Source organism: Arsenicicoccus sp. UBA2120 (assembly GCF_002330965.1).
In the GTDB taxonomy this organism is placed as follows: domain Bacteria; phylum Actinomycetota; class Actinomycetes; order Actinomycetales; family Dermatophilaceae; genus Arsenicicoccus; species Arsenicicoccus bolidensis.
Genome location: NZ_DCYC01000079.1, coordinates 33,867 through 49,187, shown reverse-complemented (window position 1 = coordinate 49,187; position 15,321 = coordinate 33,867). Strand labels below are relative to the sequence as shown.

At 72.2% G+C, this 15,321-nt stretch carries 16 protein-coding genes; 8 read left to right on the top strand and 8 right to left on the bottom strand.

Features of this window, described 5'->3' with window-relative positions:
* Window positions 1–24: 24 nt before the first annotated feature.
* On the bottom strand, window positions 25–975 hold the full coding sequence (locus tag B2P18_RS13310; protein WP_286961027.1) for a hypothetical protein: 951 nt from the start codon (window positions 973–975) through the stop codon (window positions 25–27).
* Complete coding sequence (locus B2P18_RS13305) at window positions 965–1,483, bottom strand: SigE family RNA polymerase sigma factor (protein WP_019286653.1); 519 nt, start codon at window positions 1,481–1,483, stop codon at window positions 965–967. Before B2P18_RS13305 ends, B2P18_RS13310 begins: the two co-directional genes overlap by 11 nt.
* 204 nt (window positions 1,484–1,687) lie before the next feature.
* On the opposite strand from B2P18_RS13305, the gene B2P18_RS13300 reads away from it, so the two are divergent.
* The 4 genes from B2P18_RS13300 to B2P18_RS13285 all read left to right on the top strand — a co-directional run bounded on the left by B2P18_RS13300 (window position 1,688) and on the right by B2P18_RS13285 (window position 4,976).
* Complete coding sequence (locus tag B2P18_RS13300; RefSeq protein ID WP_372490220.1) at window positions 1,688–2,407, top strand: amino acid ABC transporter ATP-binding protein; 720 nt, start codon at window positions 1,688–1,690, stop codon at window positions 2,405–2,407.
* Window positions 2,408–2,440: 33 nt separating this feature from the next.
* Entirely contained in the window at window positions 2,441–3,295 is an 855-nt protein-coding gene (locus tag B2P18_RS13295; protein ID WP_239261895.1) for a glutamate ABC transporter substrate-binding protein, read from the top strand.
* A gap of 131 nt (window positions 3,296–3,426) precedes the next feature.
* Window positions 3,427–4,107: an amino acid ABC transporter permease gene (locus B2P18_RS13290; RefSeq protein WP_019286656.1), complete on the top strand. Its 681-nt coding sequence runs from the start codon at window positions 3,427–3,429 to the stop codon at window positions 4,105–4,107.
* A complete protein-coding gene (locus B2P18_RS13285) occupies window positions 4,104–4,976 on the top strand; it encodes an amino acid ABC transporter permease (RefSeq protein WP_286960988.1) in 873 nt (290 codons plus the stop codon). The genes B2P18_RS13290 and B2P18_RS13285 overlap by 4 nt, the downstream gene beginning before the upstream one ends.
* Window positions 4,977–5,039: 63 nt before the next feature.
* On the opposite strand, the gene B2P18_RS13280 is transcribed toward B2P18_RS13285, so the two are convergent.
* A complete protein-coding gene (locus B2P18_RS13280; RefSeq protein ID WP_239261891.1) occupies window positions 5,040–5,735 on the bottom strand; it encodes a YczE/YyaS/YitT family protein in 696 nt (231 codons plus the stop codon).
* 62 nt (window positions 5,736–5,797) lie between these two features.
* On the opposite strand from B2P18_RS13280, the gene B2P18_RS13275 reads away from it, so the two are divergent.
* Window positions 5,798–7,207 (top strand): PLP-dependent aminotransferase family protein, encoded by a 1,410-nt coding sequence (locus B2P18_RS13275; protein WP_286960985.1) that lies wholly within the window; start codon window positions 5,798–5,800, stop codon window positions 7,205–7,207.
* 21 nt (window positions 7,208–7,228) lie between these two features.
* Here the strand turns inward: B2P18_RS13275 and B2P18_RS13270 are convergent, their stop codons facing one another.
* Complete coding sequence (locus tag B2P18_RS13270; RefSeq protein WP_286960976.1) at window positions 7,229–8,026, bottom strand: D-hexose-6-phosphate mutarotase; 798 nt, start codon at window positions 8,024–8,026, stop codon at window positions 7,229–7,231.
* A gap of 68 nt (window positions 8,027–8,094) precedes the next feature.
* Window positions 8,095–9,114, bottom strand: coding sequence for an ANTAR domain-containing protein (locus tag B2P18_RS13265; protein ID WP_286960958.1), 1,020 nt, complete (start codon window positions 9,112–9,114; stop codon window positions 8,095–8,097).
* A gap of 237 nt (window positions 9,115–9,351) precedes the next feature.
* Here B2P18_RS13265 and B2P18_RS13260 point away from each other — a divergent pair, with 237 nt between their 5' ends.
* On the top strand, window positions 9,352–10,560 hold the full coding sequence (locus tag B2P18_RS13260; RefSeq protein WP_286960956.1) for a DUF3592 domain-containing protein: 1,209 nt from the start codon (window positions 9,352–9,354) through the stop codon (window positions 10,558–10,560).
* Here the strand turns inward: B2P18_RS13260 and B2P18_RS13255 are convergent.
* Complete coding sequence (locus B2P18_RS13255) at window positions 10,521–11,126, bottom strand: class I SAM-dependent methyltransferase (protein WP_019286661.1); 606 nt, start codon at window positions 11,124–11,126, stop codon at window positions 10,521–10,523. The genes B2P18_RS13260 and B2P18_RS13255 overlap by 40 nt on opposite strands.
* A 78-nt stretch (window positions 11,127–11,204) precedes the next feature.
* Here B2P18_RS13255 and B2P18_RS13250 point away from each other — a divergent pair, with 78 nt between their 5' ends.
* Complete coding sequence (locus tag B2P18_RS13250; RefSeq protein WP_019286662.1) at window positions 11,205–11,618, top strand: cupin domain-containing protein; 414 nt, start codon at window positions 11,205–11,207, stop codon at window positions 11,616–11,618.
* Window positions 11,619–11,705: 87 nt separating this feature from the next.
* Here the strand turns inward: B2P18_RS13250 and B2P18_RS13245 are convergent, their stop codons facing one another.
* Both B2P18_RS13245 and B2P18_RS13240 read right to left on the bottom strand, forming a co-directional pair.
* Complete coding sequence (locus B2P18_RS13245) at window positions 11,706–12,764, bottom strand: Glu/Leu/Phe/Val dehydrogenase dimerization domain-containing protein (protein WP_286960952.1); 1,059 nt, start codon at window positions 12,762–12,764, stop codon at window positions 11,706–11,708.
* A gap of 97 nt (window positions 12,765–12,861) precedes the next feature.
* On the bottom strand, window positions 12,862–14,250 hold the full coding sequence (locus B2P18_RS13240) for a cation:dicarboxylate symporter family transporter (protein ID WP_286961083.1): 1,389 nt from the start codon (window positions 14,248–14,250) through the stop codon (window positions 12,862–12,864).
* Window positions 14,251–14,439: 189 nt separating this feature from the next.
* Here B2P18_RS13240 and B2P18_RS13235 point away from each other — a divergent pair, with 189 nt between their 5' ends.
* Complete coding sequence (locus B2P18_RS13235) at window positions 14,440–15,021, top strand: TIGR00730 family Rossman fold protein (protein ID WP_239261878.1); 582 nt, start codon at window positions 14,440–14,442, stop codon at window positions 15,019–15,021.
* Window positions 15,022–15,321: the final 300 nt, after the last annotated feature.

Here is a 15,321-nt window from a genome sequence, read left to right as displayed (position 1 = left end):
GCCACGCGGGTCGTCCCCGCCAACCTAGCGCCCCGTGACCAGCGTGGTCGGCGGGGCGTCGGGAGCCGGTCGCACCGTGACCCGTCCGGAGTCCATCTGCCAGGTGAGCTCGTGCGCCGACTGCGTCCCCTTGATGGTGACGCCCTCGGTGGCCCAGCCGACGATCTCGCCCTGCCACTCCTCCGGGACGATGTATGACGCCCGCGCGCCGAGCTGTCCGACGCGATAGGCCTCGAGGCGCTCGCCGCCGTCGTCGTGGATCGCGACGACGACGAACCGGCCGTTGGGACTGGTGGCGAAGCTGTGGGCGGACCCGTTGCCCGCCGAGGCGAGGACGATCGCGGTGCCGTCGCTCGCCACGCTCATGAGGCGAGCCTGGTTGGGCGGCGCCGAGTCGGTCTGGTCGTCGTTGGAGCCCACGAGCGCGAGATAGCGGTCCCCGGCACGCGTGCCCGCGATCTTGACGCTGGTGCCGGTGGGGAACGCGACCGGGCCGAAGGGCGTCTCGAAGGACGACCCGGGCTCGGGCGCGAGGGTCCCGCTCGCGGTGGGCGTGCTCGTCGGGGCGGTGCGCGTCGCCGTGGCCGTGGCCGACGGGACGTCCGTCGGGGACGTCGCCGTCGACCGGGGGACCGACGGCGGCTCCGAGGTGGGCTCGGGCGCGCTGGTGCCCGTGCTGGTGGGCGTGGGCGAGGGGATCGCGGGCGCGGTCGTGACCTGCGACGTCGGGGGTGTCGCAGGGACGACCTTGTCCTCGGGATCCTGGCCGTCCGCGAGCCGCGGCACGAGGACCGCCGCCCCCACCACCAGCGCCAGCGTCGTGCCGGCCCCGGCCATGGCGGTCACCCGGCGGCGACGGCGCACGACCTTGCCGCGCTCCACGACCCACTCGCCGAGGTCGGGCGAGGGCCGCACGTCGTCGGCGTGCCCCTCCAGCGAACGCCTCACCAGGCGTCCGAGCTCGTCATCCCGCATGACCCAACCCCCTCTCCCACATCTCGTCACGTGCAGGCACGACCTTGCGAAGGTTGGCCAGGCCGCGTGAGATCTGGCTCTTCACCGTGCCCAAGGAGCACCCCATGATGTCTGCTATCTCCGCCTCCGGGAGGTCCTCGTAGAACCGGAGCACGAGCGCCGTGCGCTGACGGGACCCGAGCGTCTGCAGCAGCGCCCACATCCCGTCCCGCTCGTCGATGTCGTGCCGATCCTCGACGGCCTCGTCGGGTGTCGTCTCCGTTGCGTACTCACGCCGCCCCACCTTGCGCCACACCGAGATGTTGGTGCGCGTCATGGCCGTGCGGGTGTAGGCATCGACGGACCGGTGGTCCGCGATCTTGTGCCACGACAGGTAGACCTTGACCAGAGTGCTCTGGAGCAGGTCCTCCGCCGAGGCGTGATCACCCGTCAGCAGGTACGCGTAGCGGAGCAACGGTCCGGAGCGTGTTGCCACGAAAGCAGTGAACTCCTCGTCGCGCTCGTCCATGCGGTTCCCTTCCCTCCCCAAGAGGTGCTGACACCCGAATGACGCGGGCGCCGTCTCTCAGGTTGCACGTCATGGTCACGATCTGCCAACCGTTCGCGTACCTAAGGTGCTCGGGGGGAGACCCTGTCGGACGCTGGGGCTACTCTCCCCTCCATGAGCACCGCCGCCACCCCGCCCTCGGGCGACCGCCGTCCCCTCGTGGTGATGGAGCAGGTCAACAAGCACTTCGGAGACCTCCACGTCCTCCGCGACATCGACCTGACGGTCCACGAGGGGGAGGTCGTCGTCCTGATCGGCCCCTCCGGCTCGGGCAAGTCGACCCTGTGCCGCACCATCAACCGGCTCGAGACCATCGAGTCCGGCTCCATCTCCATCGACGGCCGACCCCTCCCCGAGGAGGGCAAGGCGCTGGCCCAGCTGCGGTCCGACGTGGGCATGGTCTTCCAGTCGTTCAACCTGTTCGCCCACAAGACGATCCTCGACAACGTCACCCTGGGCCCGATGAAGGTCCGCGGGCTCGGCAAGAAGGACGCCGAGGCTCGCGCCCGCCAACTCCTCGACCGCGTCGGCGTCGGCCACCAGGCCGACAAGTTCCCCGCCCAGCTCTCCGGCGGCCAACAGCAGCGCGTCGCGATCGCCCGGTCCCTCGCCATGGACCCCAAGGTCATGCTGTTCGACGAGCCGACGTCGGCCCTCGACCCCGAGATGATCAACGAGGTCCTCGACGTCATGACCCAGCTCGCCCGCACCGGCATGACGATGATCGTCGTCACCCACGAGATGGGCTTCGCCCGCAAGGCCGCGGACCGGGTCGTCTTCATGTCGGACGGGCAGATCGTCGAGCAAGCCACCCCCGAGCAGTTCTTCACCAACCCGCAGTCGGATCGCGCCAAGGACTTCCTCGGCAAGATCCTCACCCACTGAGCCGGCCCACCGGCCACCACCCGAGGAGATCTCATGACGATCCGTCGCACCACCACCGCCGCCGCAGCCATCGCGCTCGCCGCCACCTCCATCGCCGCCTGCGGCAGCTCCAGCAGCAGCTCGGGCTCCGGTTCGTCCGGCGCCGCCTCCGGCGCGGCCGGCGGGGAGACCATCAAGGTCGGCATCAAGTTCGACCAGCCCGGCCTGGGCCTCAAGGAGGGCTCGAGCTACTCCGGCTTCGACGTCGACCTGGCCAAGTACATCGCCAAGGAGATGGGCAAGACCCCCGAGTTCGTCGAGGCCGTCAGCGCCCAGCGCGAGGCCACGCTGCAGGCGGGCAAGGTCGCCTACATCGTCGGCACCTACTCGATCACCGACAAGCGCAAGGAGAAGGTCTCCTTCGCCGGCCCGTACTTCGTCGCCGGCCAGGACCTGCTGGTCCGCGCCGACGACACCTCGATCACCGGCCCCGACGCCCTGTCCGGCAAGAAGCTCTGCTCGGTCAAGGGCTCCACCTCGGCCACCAAGATCAAGGACCAGTACCCCAACGTGCAGCTCCAGGAGTACGACACCTACTCCAAGTGCGTCGAGGCCCTGTCCAGCGGCTCCATCGACGCCCTGAGCACCGACAACACGATCCTCGCGGGCTACGCCGGCCAGTCGCAGTACCAAGGCAAGCTCAAGGTCGTCGGCAAGACCTTCAGCACCGAGAACTACGGCGTCGGCGTCAAGAAGGGCGACACCGCCACCTGCCAGAAGGTCACCGACGCGATCAACAAGTACATCTCGTCCGGCGAGTGGCAGAAGGCCGTCGACAAGAACCTCGGCACCGGCGGGTTCAAGGTCGACACCAGCAAGAACCCCCCGAAGCCCGCCGCGTGCGCCTGACCTCGGCCGGTCCGCGCCCTCCCCTCCTCGCGGCGGGGAGGCGCGCCGCACGGTGAGCACGTATGCCGGGAGCGCCCCGGCATACGTGCTCACCGCCACCCCGCCGGTCCCCTCACCCCCAAGGAGTGCGGATGCAAGAGCTCTTCAGCGAGTTCGACATCCTCGGCGCGTTCTGGATGACCATCAAGCTCACGGTCCTGTCCGGCATCGGCGCCCTCGTCATCGGGACGATCCTCGCGATCTTCCGCCTGTCCCCCGTCCCGATGCTGCGCTTCCTCGGCGCGCTCTACGTCAACATCGTCCGCAACACCCCGCTGACGCTGATCGTCGTCTTCTGCTCCCTCGGCCTGGTCGCGCAGCTCAACCTGCGCCTCGCCAGCGCGCAGTCGCCGACCTTCATCAGCGACAACAACTTCCGGTTCGCCGTCGCGGCGCTGTCGATCTACACCGCGGCCTTCGTCTGCGAGGCGCTGCGGTCGGGCGTCAACACCGTGCCCGTCGGGCAGGCCGAGGCGGCGCGCTCCCTCGGCCTCGGCTTCCGCCAGACGCTGACCCAGATCGTGCTGCCCCAGGCCTTCCGCGCGGCGATCGTGCCGCTGGGCAACACCCTGATCGCCCTGACCAAGAACACCACGGTCGTGTCGGTGATCGGCGTCGCGGAGATCTCCTACCTGCAGGCGCAGGTCATCGAGGACCGGCCCGACGCGATCATGACCTTCTTCCTGATCGTCGCCCTGGGCTTCGTGATCCTCACCCTGCCGACCGGCCTGTTCTTCACCCGGCTCGCCACCCGCATGGAGGTCAAGCGATGAGCTCCGACGCGTCCGTCCTGTTCGACGCCCCCGGGCCGCGGACCCGCCGCAACCAGCGCATCGTGGCCGGAGTCCTGCTGCTGATCGCGATCGGCATCGGGGTCTGGATCCTGATGCAGTTCGCCGCCAAGGGGCAGCTCGACGCCGCCAAGTGGCGTCCCCTGCTGTGGACCGACGTGTGGTCGGAGTACCTCCTGCCCGGCATCCTCGGCACCCTGCGTGCCGCGGCGATCTCCATCGCCGCCGCCGGCGTGATCGGCCTGCTGCTCGGCGTCGGGCGCCTGTCGTCCGTGCGGCCGGTGCGGTGGCTGTGCAGCGCGGTCGTCGAGGTCTTCCGCGCGATCCCCGTGCTCGTCATGATGCTGGGCAGCTACGCCCTCTTCGTCAACCGCGGGATGTTCCCGGGCTACGAGTCCCTCGCGGGCGTCGTCACCGGGCTCACCTTCTACAACGGCGCCGTCATCGCCGAGCTCATCCGCTCCGGCGTCAACAACCTGCCCAAGGGTCAGGCCGAGGCCGGGCTCTCGATCGGCCTGCGCCCCGGCCAGGTGATGCGCTCGGTGCAGCTGCCCCAGGCCCTCACCGCGATGCTTCCGTCGCTGGTCAGCCAGCTCGTCGTCGTCCTCAAGGACACGGCGCTGGGCTACGTCATCCTCTACGAGGAGCTGCTCCGCAAGGCCGACCAGATCGGGTCCTGGCAGGGCAACGTCGTGCCCGCCCTGATCTTCGTCGCCGTCCTCTACATCGCGATGAACTACACCCTCACCACGCTGGCCGGGCTGATCGAGCGGCGGACCCGTCGACGCGGCCACACCGCGGCCCTCCCGGCGACGCCCAGCGCGGACGAGGGCCTACCCGTCGCCCCCTAGCGCCGCTCCGGCCACCTCCGCCGACTGGTCACCTCCCGACGAGCGCCCGACCCCGCCGAGTGGTCACTTCCCGACGCGCGAAGCCGTCGGCAGGTGACCACTCGGCGAGGGGGTGGGGTCCGTGACCGGGACGATGCACCAGGGCAGGAGGTGCTGCACGATCGGGCCGATCCCCACGGCATACAGCACGGTGCCGAGGCCCACGCCGCCGCCGAGCAGCCAGCCGATCGCGAGCACGGCGACCTCCAGCGAGGTCCGTACGAGCCGCAACGACAGGCCGGTGCGGTGGGCAAGGCCGGTCATCAGGCCGTCGCGGGGGCCGGGCCCGAGCTGCGCGCCGATGTAGAGCGCGCCCGCCAGGCCGTTGAGCACGATCCCCGCGACGAGGAAGACCGCCCGCACCCACAGCGAGGAGGGCGCGTCGAGCCAGCTCAGGGTCCAGTCGGTGGCGACGCCGATCCAGATGGCGTTGGCGACGGTGCCGAGACCGGGCCACTGCCGCAGCGGGATCCACGCCAGCAGCACGGCCACGCCGACGACGATCACGGTGACGCCGATCGACATGGGCAGGTGCAGGGCGACCCCGACGTGGAACACGTCCCACGGGTCGAGCCCCAGCGCCGCCTGGATGATCATGCTCATCGAGATGCCATAGAGGGTGAGCCCCACCATGAGCTGCACCAGCCGTCGCGGCAGGCGGCCGGCGCGCAGCTGCTGCATCGGGGTCATCGGCTGGAGGGAGCGGGTGGGGCGCGTCATACGACCATCATCCCCCACAAGTGGACTGGTCCGACATAGCCACTTGAGTCATAGTGGACCGTATGACGCCCCGCCGCCTCACTCCGCACCGCCTGGCGCAACAGCTGGGGCCGGCCGGCCCGGGCGTCCCGGCCTATCGCTGGCTCGCGGACGGCATCCGGCTGCTCGTCGCTGACGGACGTGTCCTCCCCGACACGACCCTGCCGGGCGAGCGCGCCCTCACGGCCCAGCTCGGGGTCAGCCGCACGACCGTGGCACGGGCCTACGCCGACCTCGTGGAGCGGGGCTACGCCGAGGCGCGGCAGGGGTCCGGCACCCGCACGCGCCTGCCGGGGCCGCCCGCTCCCGCCGGCGAGGAGCCCTTCGGCCTGCCAGGGCGCACGCTGAGCGGGGACGCGCCTCCGACCGTCGCCGACCTCACCGTCACCGTGCCGCCGACGGTGCCAGGGCTCGTGGCGGCGTTCGAGCGGGCCATCGCCCAGCTCCCGCGCTACCTCGCGGGCAGCGGCTACCACCCGGCCGGGCTCCCCGTGCTCCGGGAGGCGGTGGCCGAGCACTATGCCGCGCGCGGGGTGCCGACCACGCCTGACCAGGTGATCATCACCAGCGGCGCGCTGGCCGGGGTCGCCGCCGTGCTCCGCGCCCTGGCCTCGCCGGGCGACCGGGTGGTCCTGGAGTCCCCGAGCTATCCCAACTCGATCGCCGCACTGCAGCGGCAGGGATCGCGGCCGGTGGCGGTGCCCATGATCGAGGACGGGTTCGACGTCGAGGGGATCGTGACGGCGGCGGCGGCCTCGCGGGCCAGGGCGGCCCTGCTGATCCCGGACTTCCACAACCCGACGGGTCACCTGCTGGACGACGACGGTCGCGCGCTCCTGGTCCGCGGCCTCGCGCGCGCCGGCGTGCCGCTGGTGGTCGACGAGACGCCGATCGACATGGCTCTGGACGCCCCCGTGCTGCCCCGCCCCGTGGCAGCGCACGGCCCGGCCATCAGCGTCGGCTCGTGCAGCAAGTCGCACTGGGGCGGCCTGCGGCTCGGGTGGGTCCGCGCCGAGGGGCCGCTCCTGGCGGCCGTGCAGCAGGCGCGGCTCTCCCTCGACCTCGGCGCCCCGGTCCTCGAGCAGATCGCCCTGGCCGACCTGCTGCGCCACCCCCAGCCGGACACCGAGCGGCGCGCCGCCCTGGTCCACCAGCGCGACAGCCTGCACGCCCTCGTCACCGCGACCCTGCCGGGCTGGGAGGCCCAGGTCCCCCGCGGTGGGCTCAGCCTGTGGTGGCGCCTCCCGCAGCCACGATCGTCCGCCCTGGTCACGGCCGCTGCGCGGCGCGGAGTGCGGCTGGCGCCGGGCGCGGCGTTCAGCCCTGACCGCAGCGGCCTGGAGGGCTACCTGCGGACGCCGTTCACGCAGCCGGTGGAGACGCTGGAGCGAGCCGTGGCCGCGATCGCCGCGGCGTGGGCCGAGATCACCTGAGGCTGCCCTGCACCCGGCCCGCTAGAGCGGGAGCACCTCGATCTCGTAGCGCAGCGTGTGCGAGTCCCCCGGCGCCAGGGTGATCTCGTCGGCGAGCACGTTGCCGCCCTCGACGCAGACCATCCCGGTCCACTCGTCGTCGCCCATGTCGGCGAGGCCGGCGGCCTTGTCCGCCCAGGGGTTCCACACCACGGTGCTGGCCGAGCCGGACGTCGTGATGCGCAGCCGCCGCCCGAGCACCGGGTCGACGACGGTGACGGGGCAGGCCGACCGATAGACGCGGTCCGTCTCGCCCCGCAGGGTCACCGGGCCCTCCTGGCGCCGCGTCGCGCCCTTGTCGGTCTTGTCGACGTAGGACGCACGGTCGAGCCCCTCGAGCGACACCTGCCGCACGTCGCCCACGGCGAGGTAGGTGTGCAGCGCCTCCTCGTAGGTCTCCTCCTGCGACCCGACGTTGGTGACGCGCAGCGCGAGCTCGAGGCGGCGGCCCGCGCGGACGGCATACGTCGCGCGGAGGGCACCCAGGGTGAGGGTCAGCTCGGCCCGTCCCTCCTCGATCACGACGGGCTCCCAGCGCGTGGTGCGCGCGGGTCCGTGGGAGGGCTTGCGGTCGCCGGAGCGGCCGGGGCCGAACCACGGGAAGCAGATCGGCACCCCGCCCCGGATCGCCGTCCCCTCCTCGAGGAGGGTGTCGCGGCTGACCCACAGCACCGGCTGCCCGCCGGTGGGGGTCCAGGTGACGAGGTGCGCGCCCTGCTCGTGGATCGCGGCGGTCGCCTCGGGGCCGGAGATGTCGCGCGGTGCGGGGAGAGTGCCCATGACCAGACCGTATGCCGTGCCCGCGGCGGACGTCACCCGGGGTGACCCCTTCGGGGCAGGCTCGCGGGTCAGACCGACTCGGACGCGCCAGCGCGGCGCACGACCCGGCTCCGCGGCAGGCCCGCCGCGACGAGCTGGGCCCGGGCGCCCCCGGCGACGACGCGCAGGTCGGCCGGGGTGGACAGGTGCTTGGCCACGACACCCGCCACCGCCATCACCGCGGCCGGCCCGAGATAGCCCACCCCCGACAGGTCGAGGACGTGGGGCTGGGTCGGCCGGGGCAGGGCCGCCAGCTCGTCCCGCAGCTGCGGGACCACCTCGGCGGCCCGCGCGGCGTCGACGTCACCCGTGACCGCGATGACCGGGACGCCGCGGTGACGGCGCACGGTCACGACCGGCGGCATGCGCGCGGCGGCCCAGTTCTGGGCGCCACCCCCCTCGGGGGCGTCGCGCAGCGCCGCGCAGCGTGGGTCGAGCAAGACCGACAGGATCCGGTCCAGGTCGGCCGGGTCGCCGACGCGGGAGGTGGCTCCCTCGACCAGGCGGGCGGCTATGGCCCGCACGCGGGTGTTGGTGCGCTGGGAGTACCACCCGAGCAGGGCGAAGGCGTGGTCCGCGGTGATCCCGTAGGCCACGACCAGCACCCCCTTGGCCTGCTCGATGATCGCGCGGGCCTCGACGACCTCACCCAGCTGACCGGTCATCTCCTCCGCGACCGCCTGCTGCACCATGGGTCCGACGTCGAGCAGGTAGCCGGACGCCCCGACCAGGGTGCCGGCGGCGTCATACTCACCGAGGCCCACGGCGAGCACGTCGCGCGACTGGCCGTCGGGTCGGACGAGGCGCCGGCGGTGGGCGAAGGCCTCGCCCCGCCGGAGAGCCGCCGAGGCCTTCTCGGCCAGATCGGCGTCGTCCGGATGGATGTGAGCGATGAACAGGTCCAGACCGTCCGGCCCGCGACCGGGCTCGAGACCGTGGAGGGCGTACAGCTCGGGAGAGATCGACCAGTCCAGGTCCCGAGGGCTGTGCACCTCGACCCGCCACGACGCCGGGCGGATCGTGGGTCGGTCGTCACGCAGGTCGCTCACGTCGCTCCAGAACCATGGGGGTGGGCACCGAGACGGCGCACGGTCTGTCGCTGGGGCTGAACGACGCGCTGGCTCCCGGGCACGGGGCAGCGGACGTATTTTAATCCTTCCTCCGGTCTGGTCCCAACTGCCGACCGGCGCCCACGGCGCTGCTCCCCCGGACGGGCTGCCCACCGTGCCAGAGTGACCGTGCGAGCCGCCTCCGTCGGAGGCGCGTGCCCACGTGGAGGTGGACCCATGCGGACCGCTGCGACCGACCGGATCCGGGTCGGTGCCCTGACCTGTGCCGTGATCCTGGTGCTGGGCGTCGCGGCGCACGCGTTCGTCGGGTGGGCCCGGCACCGAGGACCCGGCCAGCCCCCGGCCGTCAACCCCACCGTCGTCGTGGTCGGTCTCGTCGTAGCGGCCCTGCTGGCGGGCTGGGCCCTGCTGGGCCGGGCGCGCGACCGCGTCACCGAGCGCATCCGCGCCCACCACCCCGAGCGTCGGGTCGTGCTGGCGACGGCCGACCTGCCTGGCGGCGTGGACGGGGCAGACGGCGCAGCTGGCTCGGAGCCCGTCGGGGTGGCCTGGGACGACCCCGAGACCGCCCCTGCCTGGCAGCGAGCCTGCCGCAGCCGGCTGGCCCCGCCGCTCGCCCTCGCGGCGACAGCCCTCCTGCTCCTGCTGGGCACGGGACTGATGACCCGTATGGCGAGCGCAGAGCTGCACGACCGCGGGGTCCGCACGCCGGCGCAGGTGACGGCCTCGGGGTGGACCTACACCGGGCTCGGTCACTCCCCGTGGGTCCGGGTGACCCACGTGGAGGGCGGCCGGACCTATGCCTCGGTCGTGCACGGCGTGGATCCGCAGGTGGTGCCGGTGGGCACGCAGCTGACGGTGGTCGTCGACCCGGACGACCCCGAGACGGTGGGCGCGGTCGACGACCCCGCCCCGTCCGCCGTCACGCAGTGGTGGCAGAACCTCCTGCGTCTCGCGCTGGTGGTGGGTCTCGGCTGGGCCGGGGTGGCCGGGGCACGCATGCTCGCGTGGCGATCGGCGCTGCGGAGCGGGCCGTGGCAGCCGTGGCGCCTGGTGGGCGACGCGCCATACGGTCATGGTCATGCTCACGGTCCCGGCAGCGGCCGCGGGCTCGATCTCGGCGGAGGCCGAGGTCGCGACACCGTGCTGGAGCTGCAGGACTGGACCGGCGAGGTGTCGGTCGTGGCGCGATCGAGCGGCGCTGGTCTGCCACCGCCCGATGACGACGTCGAGGTCGAGGGGTCCGACGAGGGTTCCGACGAGGTGGCCGTGCTGCCCGGGCCGCCGGGTCATCCGCTGCTCGGTCGGCGACTGCTCGTCGACACGTCCGCCGGGGTCGTGGAGGCCACGCTCCCCCGCACCGTGGCCGAGGAGACGCGCCTGCGTCAGCGCTCGAGCACCGCCACGAGGAACCCGCTGCCCTGACGGAACGGCCGCAGATCCCACGACGACAGCATCAGCGACTCGGTGAGCCCCGCCACGCGCGCGTCCATCCGGAACGCCCCGAAGTCGTAGCCGCGCCCGCTGCCGAACCCCACGACCAGGCGCCCGCCGTCGGCCAGGTGCGACCCCATCCGGCGCAGCACCTCCACCCGCGTGCTCGCGGCCAGGAAGGTCATGACGTTGCCGCCGCACACCACGACGTCGAACCCTTCGTCGATCCCCCGCGCCGGCAGGTCCAGCTCGGCGAGGTCACCCACCAGCCAGGTCGGGCCGGGGTGGTCGGCCTCGGCGGCCTCGATCAGCACCGGGTCGACGTCGACCCCGACGACCGTGTGCCCGAGCTCGTGCAGGAAGGCCCCGACCCGGCCGGGTCCGCACCCGGCGTCGAGGATCCGCGAGCCGCGCCCGAGCATGGCGTCGACCATCCGCGCCTCGCCGGCCAGGTCGTGCCCCTCGCGCGCCATCCGACGGAACCGCTCGACGTAGCGCTCGGAGTGGGTGGGGTCGGCGGCGACGATCTGCTCCCAGTCGCTGGGCACGCGGGCCACGGGGCCTCCTCGGGTGGGGTGTGTCAGAGCCTGAGTCTAGGGTGGAGGGACCACAGCACCCGAGCCAGAGGAGTGGACATGGCCGACCAGGGCCCTGCACCGTTCGTGACCGACATCGAGCGAGCGACGCTCGACAACACCATGTTTCGCGACACCCTGTGGACCGGGCAGCACCTGCAGCTGACGGTCATGGCCATCCCGCCGGGGGGCGAGATCGGCCTCGAGATGCACGACGACACCGACCAGTTCCTGCGGGTCGAGGCCGGCCGGGGCCGCGTGATGATGGGCAAGGCCAGCAACGACCTGCAGTTCCAGGAGGTCGTGTCGGACGACGACATCGTGATGGTCCCCGCCGGCTCCTGGCACAACGTCGTCAACATCGGCGACACGGTGCTCAAGGTCTACTCGCTCTACGGCCCGCCTGACCACGTGCACGGCACGCGTCACGCGACCAAGCAGGACGCCGACGAGGACCCCAACGAGCAGCACTGAGGGCGGCCTGATCGACCCGGGGTCGTATGCCGGGCGCCGGGCGCCGGTCGCCGGTCGGGCGTACGTGGGCGCCCGGGATCAGCGGCGTCAGCGCCGGGCCGACGCCAGGCGGGCGCGTCCGCGCTCCAGGGCCGCCTCGACGGCGCTGCCGTCGCCGGCCTGCTCGAGCAGGTCGCTGACGCGGGGCCCGATCGCGTCCACTGCGGCGGTGAGCCGCGCGTCGTCCCACCCCTGGGCGCGGGCGTGCTCGTGGATGACTCCCCCGGCGTTGGCGACGAAGTCGGGGACGAAGGTGATCCCCCGCTCCGACAGCGCCTGCTCGCAGGACGGCTCGTCGAGGATGTCGTTGGCGGCGCCGGCGATGACCCGGCACCGCAGCCGCGGCACGACGTCCATCGTCACCACCCGCGCGACGGCGGACGGGGCGAGCACGTCGCACTCGCAGGTCACGACCTCCGCGACGTCCACGACCTCGCCACCGCACTCAGCGGCGACCGACGCCGCGCGCTCGGCGTCCACGTCGGCCACGAGCACCCGGGCGCCGTCGCGTGCCGCCAGCCGGGCGAGCTCGCCCCCGACGTTGCCCGCACCCTGGACGGCCACGGTGAGGCCGGCCAGCGTCGGGACGTCATACGCCCGCTGCACCCCGGCCCGCATGGCGACGTAGGCACCGCGCGCGGTCCACGGCGAGGGGTCGGCGTCCGCGCAGTAGACGCGGGCGCCGCGGGAGCGGATGACGTCCATGTCCGCGAGCGTGGTGCCCATGTCGACCCCGGGGATGTAGAGACCGTGCGTGCGGGCCACGGCGTCCCCGAACGCCTCGAACAACGCCCGCCGCGCCGGCTCGTCGCGCGTGACCCCGTCCGCCATGATCACGGACTTGGCTCCGCCGTACGGCAGCTCGGCCAGGGCGTGCTTGAAGGTCATGGCCCGGGCGAGCCGCTGCGCCTCGCGGATGGCCGCCGCGGTCGAGGGATAGGGCCGCCACCGCACGCCGCCGAAGCCCGGACCGAGTGTCGTGTCGTCGATCGCGATGACCGCCCGTAGCCCCGTGGTCTCGTCGGCATAGGTGATGACCTGCTCGCTGGTCCAGGGGTCCACCGGGTCCACGAGGTCACGTCGGCCCGCGGCGTCGCTGTCGCTCATGGCCCCGACTCTGCCACCAGCGACGCCCGTCTCCAACGCCGAGTGGTCAGTTCCNNGGAACTGACCACTCGGCGTTGCAGGGTGCCGGCGGGTGCCGTCAGTCGTCGGTGCGGGTCGACCCGTCGGCGTGACGGGCGTGCGCGGCATACTCGTCCAGGTTGACCTGCGGCGTCGGCTGGAGACGGTCGGCAGGGTTGACGGGGTGGGGCACCCGGCCCGGTCGCACCTCGGTGGCGTGCGGGTCGTCGTCCAGCGTGGCGTAGTCGAAGGGGTCGTGGCCCCCGAGGACGGCGTCGGCCTGCGCCTTGTCGAGCGTGCCGGTCCACCGACCGATGACCATGGTCGCGACGGCGTTGCCGGCGAAGTTGGTGACGGCGCGCGCCTCCGACATGAAGCGGTCGATGCCGACGATCACGCCGACGCCGTCGAGCAGCTCGGGGCGGTGGGCCTGCAGGCCCCCGGCGAGGGTAGCGAGGCCGGCGCCGGTGACGCCGGCGGCGCCCTTGGACGCGATGATCATGAACACCAGGAGACCGATCTGCTCGCCCATGCTCATGGGCTTGCCCATCGCGTCGGCGATGAAGATCGACGCCATGGTGAGGTAGATCGCCGTGCCGTCGAGGTTGAACGAGTAGCCGGTGGGGACGACCACGCCGACGGTGGAGCGGTCGACGCCGGCGTGCGTCATCTTGGCCATGAGGTGCGGCAGCGCCGACTCCGAGGACGAGGTGGCGACGATGAGCAGGAACTCGCGGCCGAGGTACTTCAGCAGCTTGAAGATGTTGACCCGGGCGACCAGCCACAGGACGGTGCCCAGGATGACGACGACGAAGAGCAGGCAGGTGACGTAGAAGCCGAACATCAGCTTGAGCATCTCGCCCACGGCCTTGGGGCCGGAGGTGCCGACGACGGCGGCGATGGCGCCGAACGCGCCGATCGGGGCGAGCCACAGGACCATGGTCAGGATGCGGAAGACGACCTTCTGCAGGAGGGCGATGGCGGCGAGGGCAGGCTCGCCCTGCTTGCCCAGCTTCTGGATCGCGAAGCCGACGAGCAGCGCCACGAAGAGCGTCTGCAGCACGGAGCCCGAGATCAGCGAGCTGAAGAGGGTCTCGGGGATGATCCCGCGGATGAACTCGACGGTTCCACCGGCGTGCTCGGCGTCCGCGGCGAGCTTGGCTCCGGAGCCGGGGATCACCGTGATGCCGTGACCGGGCTGGATGAGGTTGCCGACGACGAGGCCGATCGCCAGGGCGAAGGTCGACATGGTGAGGAAGTAGACGAGCGCCATCGAGCCGGCCTTGCCGACGGTCGCTGCGGCCCGCACGGACCCGATGCCGAGGACGATCGTGCAGAAGATGACGGGGCTGATCATCATCTTGATGAGGTCGACGAACGCATCGCCGACCCACTTCCAGCCCTTGGCCGCGTCGGGCGCGACGATGCCGAAGGTGATGCCGGCGAGCACCGCGATGATCACCGCGATGTAGAGCCAGTGGGACCGATCCCGCGGTCGTTCCTTGGGCTCGGGGATGTCGGGCTCGTGGTGTAGGCCATGTCAGCGTTCCTGTCACGTCGTTGGGCAGCGCGCAACAGTATGCAGGCGTGCGGTACGGCATACGAGATCAGATATCTGAACGTCACCTGATCGAGATCGAGTGGCACAGTTGCGGGCATGCGTTCCCTGTGCGTCTTCTGCGGCTCCTCGCCCGGCCGGTCCCCGTCGTATGCCGCCGCGGTGGCCCAGCTCGGGGCCACCCTCGCCGCGCGCGGGACCCGCGTCGTCTATGGCGGGGCCCGCGTGGGCACCATGGGGATGCTGGCCGAGGCCACCCTCGCGGCAGGTGGTGAGGTGGTGGGCGTCATCCCGCAGCACCTCATGGACTACGAGGTCGGCCACGACGGGCTGACCGAGCTGCACGTCGTGGGCTCGATGCACGAGCGCAAGGCGCTGATGGCCGACCTGGCGGACGGTTTCGTGGCCCTGCCCGGCGGGATGGGCACGCTCGAGGAGCTCGCCGAGATCTTGACGTGGGCCCAGCTCGGGCTGCACCGCAAGCCCGTCGGCGCTCTCGACGTGGACGGCTACTGGCAGCCGCTGCTGACCTTCCTCGACCACGCGCGCGACGAGGAGTTCCTGCGCCCGTCCCATCGCGAGCTGCTGATCGCGCGCCCCACGGTGGACGAGCTGCTCGCCGCCCTGGACACGCACGCGCCCGCCGACGGCGACGCGACGGACAAGTGGGTCGACCGCTGACCCCACCCTGCGACGCCGCGACGCCGGAAGCGCCCCTCCACCTCCGACATCGTGAGTGTTTGGTCCAAGAATGTTGGAGAAAGCACTCACGATCTTGGGGTCAGGGGGCGCTGGGCCTGGGAGCCCGTCGGAGCGAGCCGGTCGTATGGCGACACGCCCGCCATTCGTCCGCCAGACGACCCGAACTGAGCTTCCAGCTCACGACGCGCCGCCCACAGCCCTCGAAACGCCTTCCGGACGACCCGAACTGAGCTCCCAGCTCACGACGCGCCGCGCACACGCCCCGAAAGCCCCTCCAGA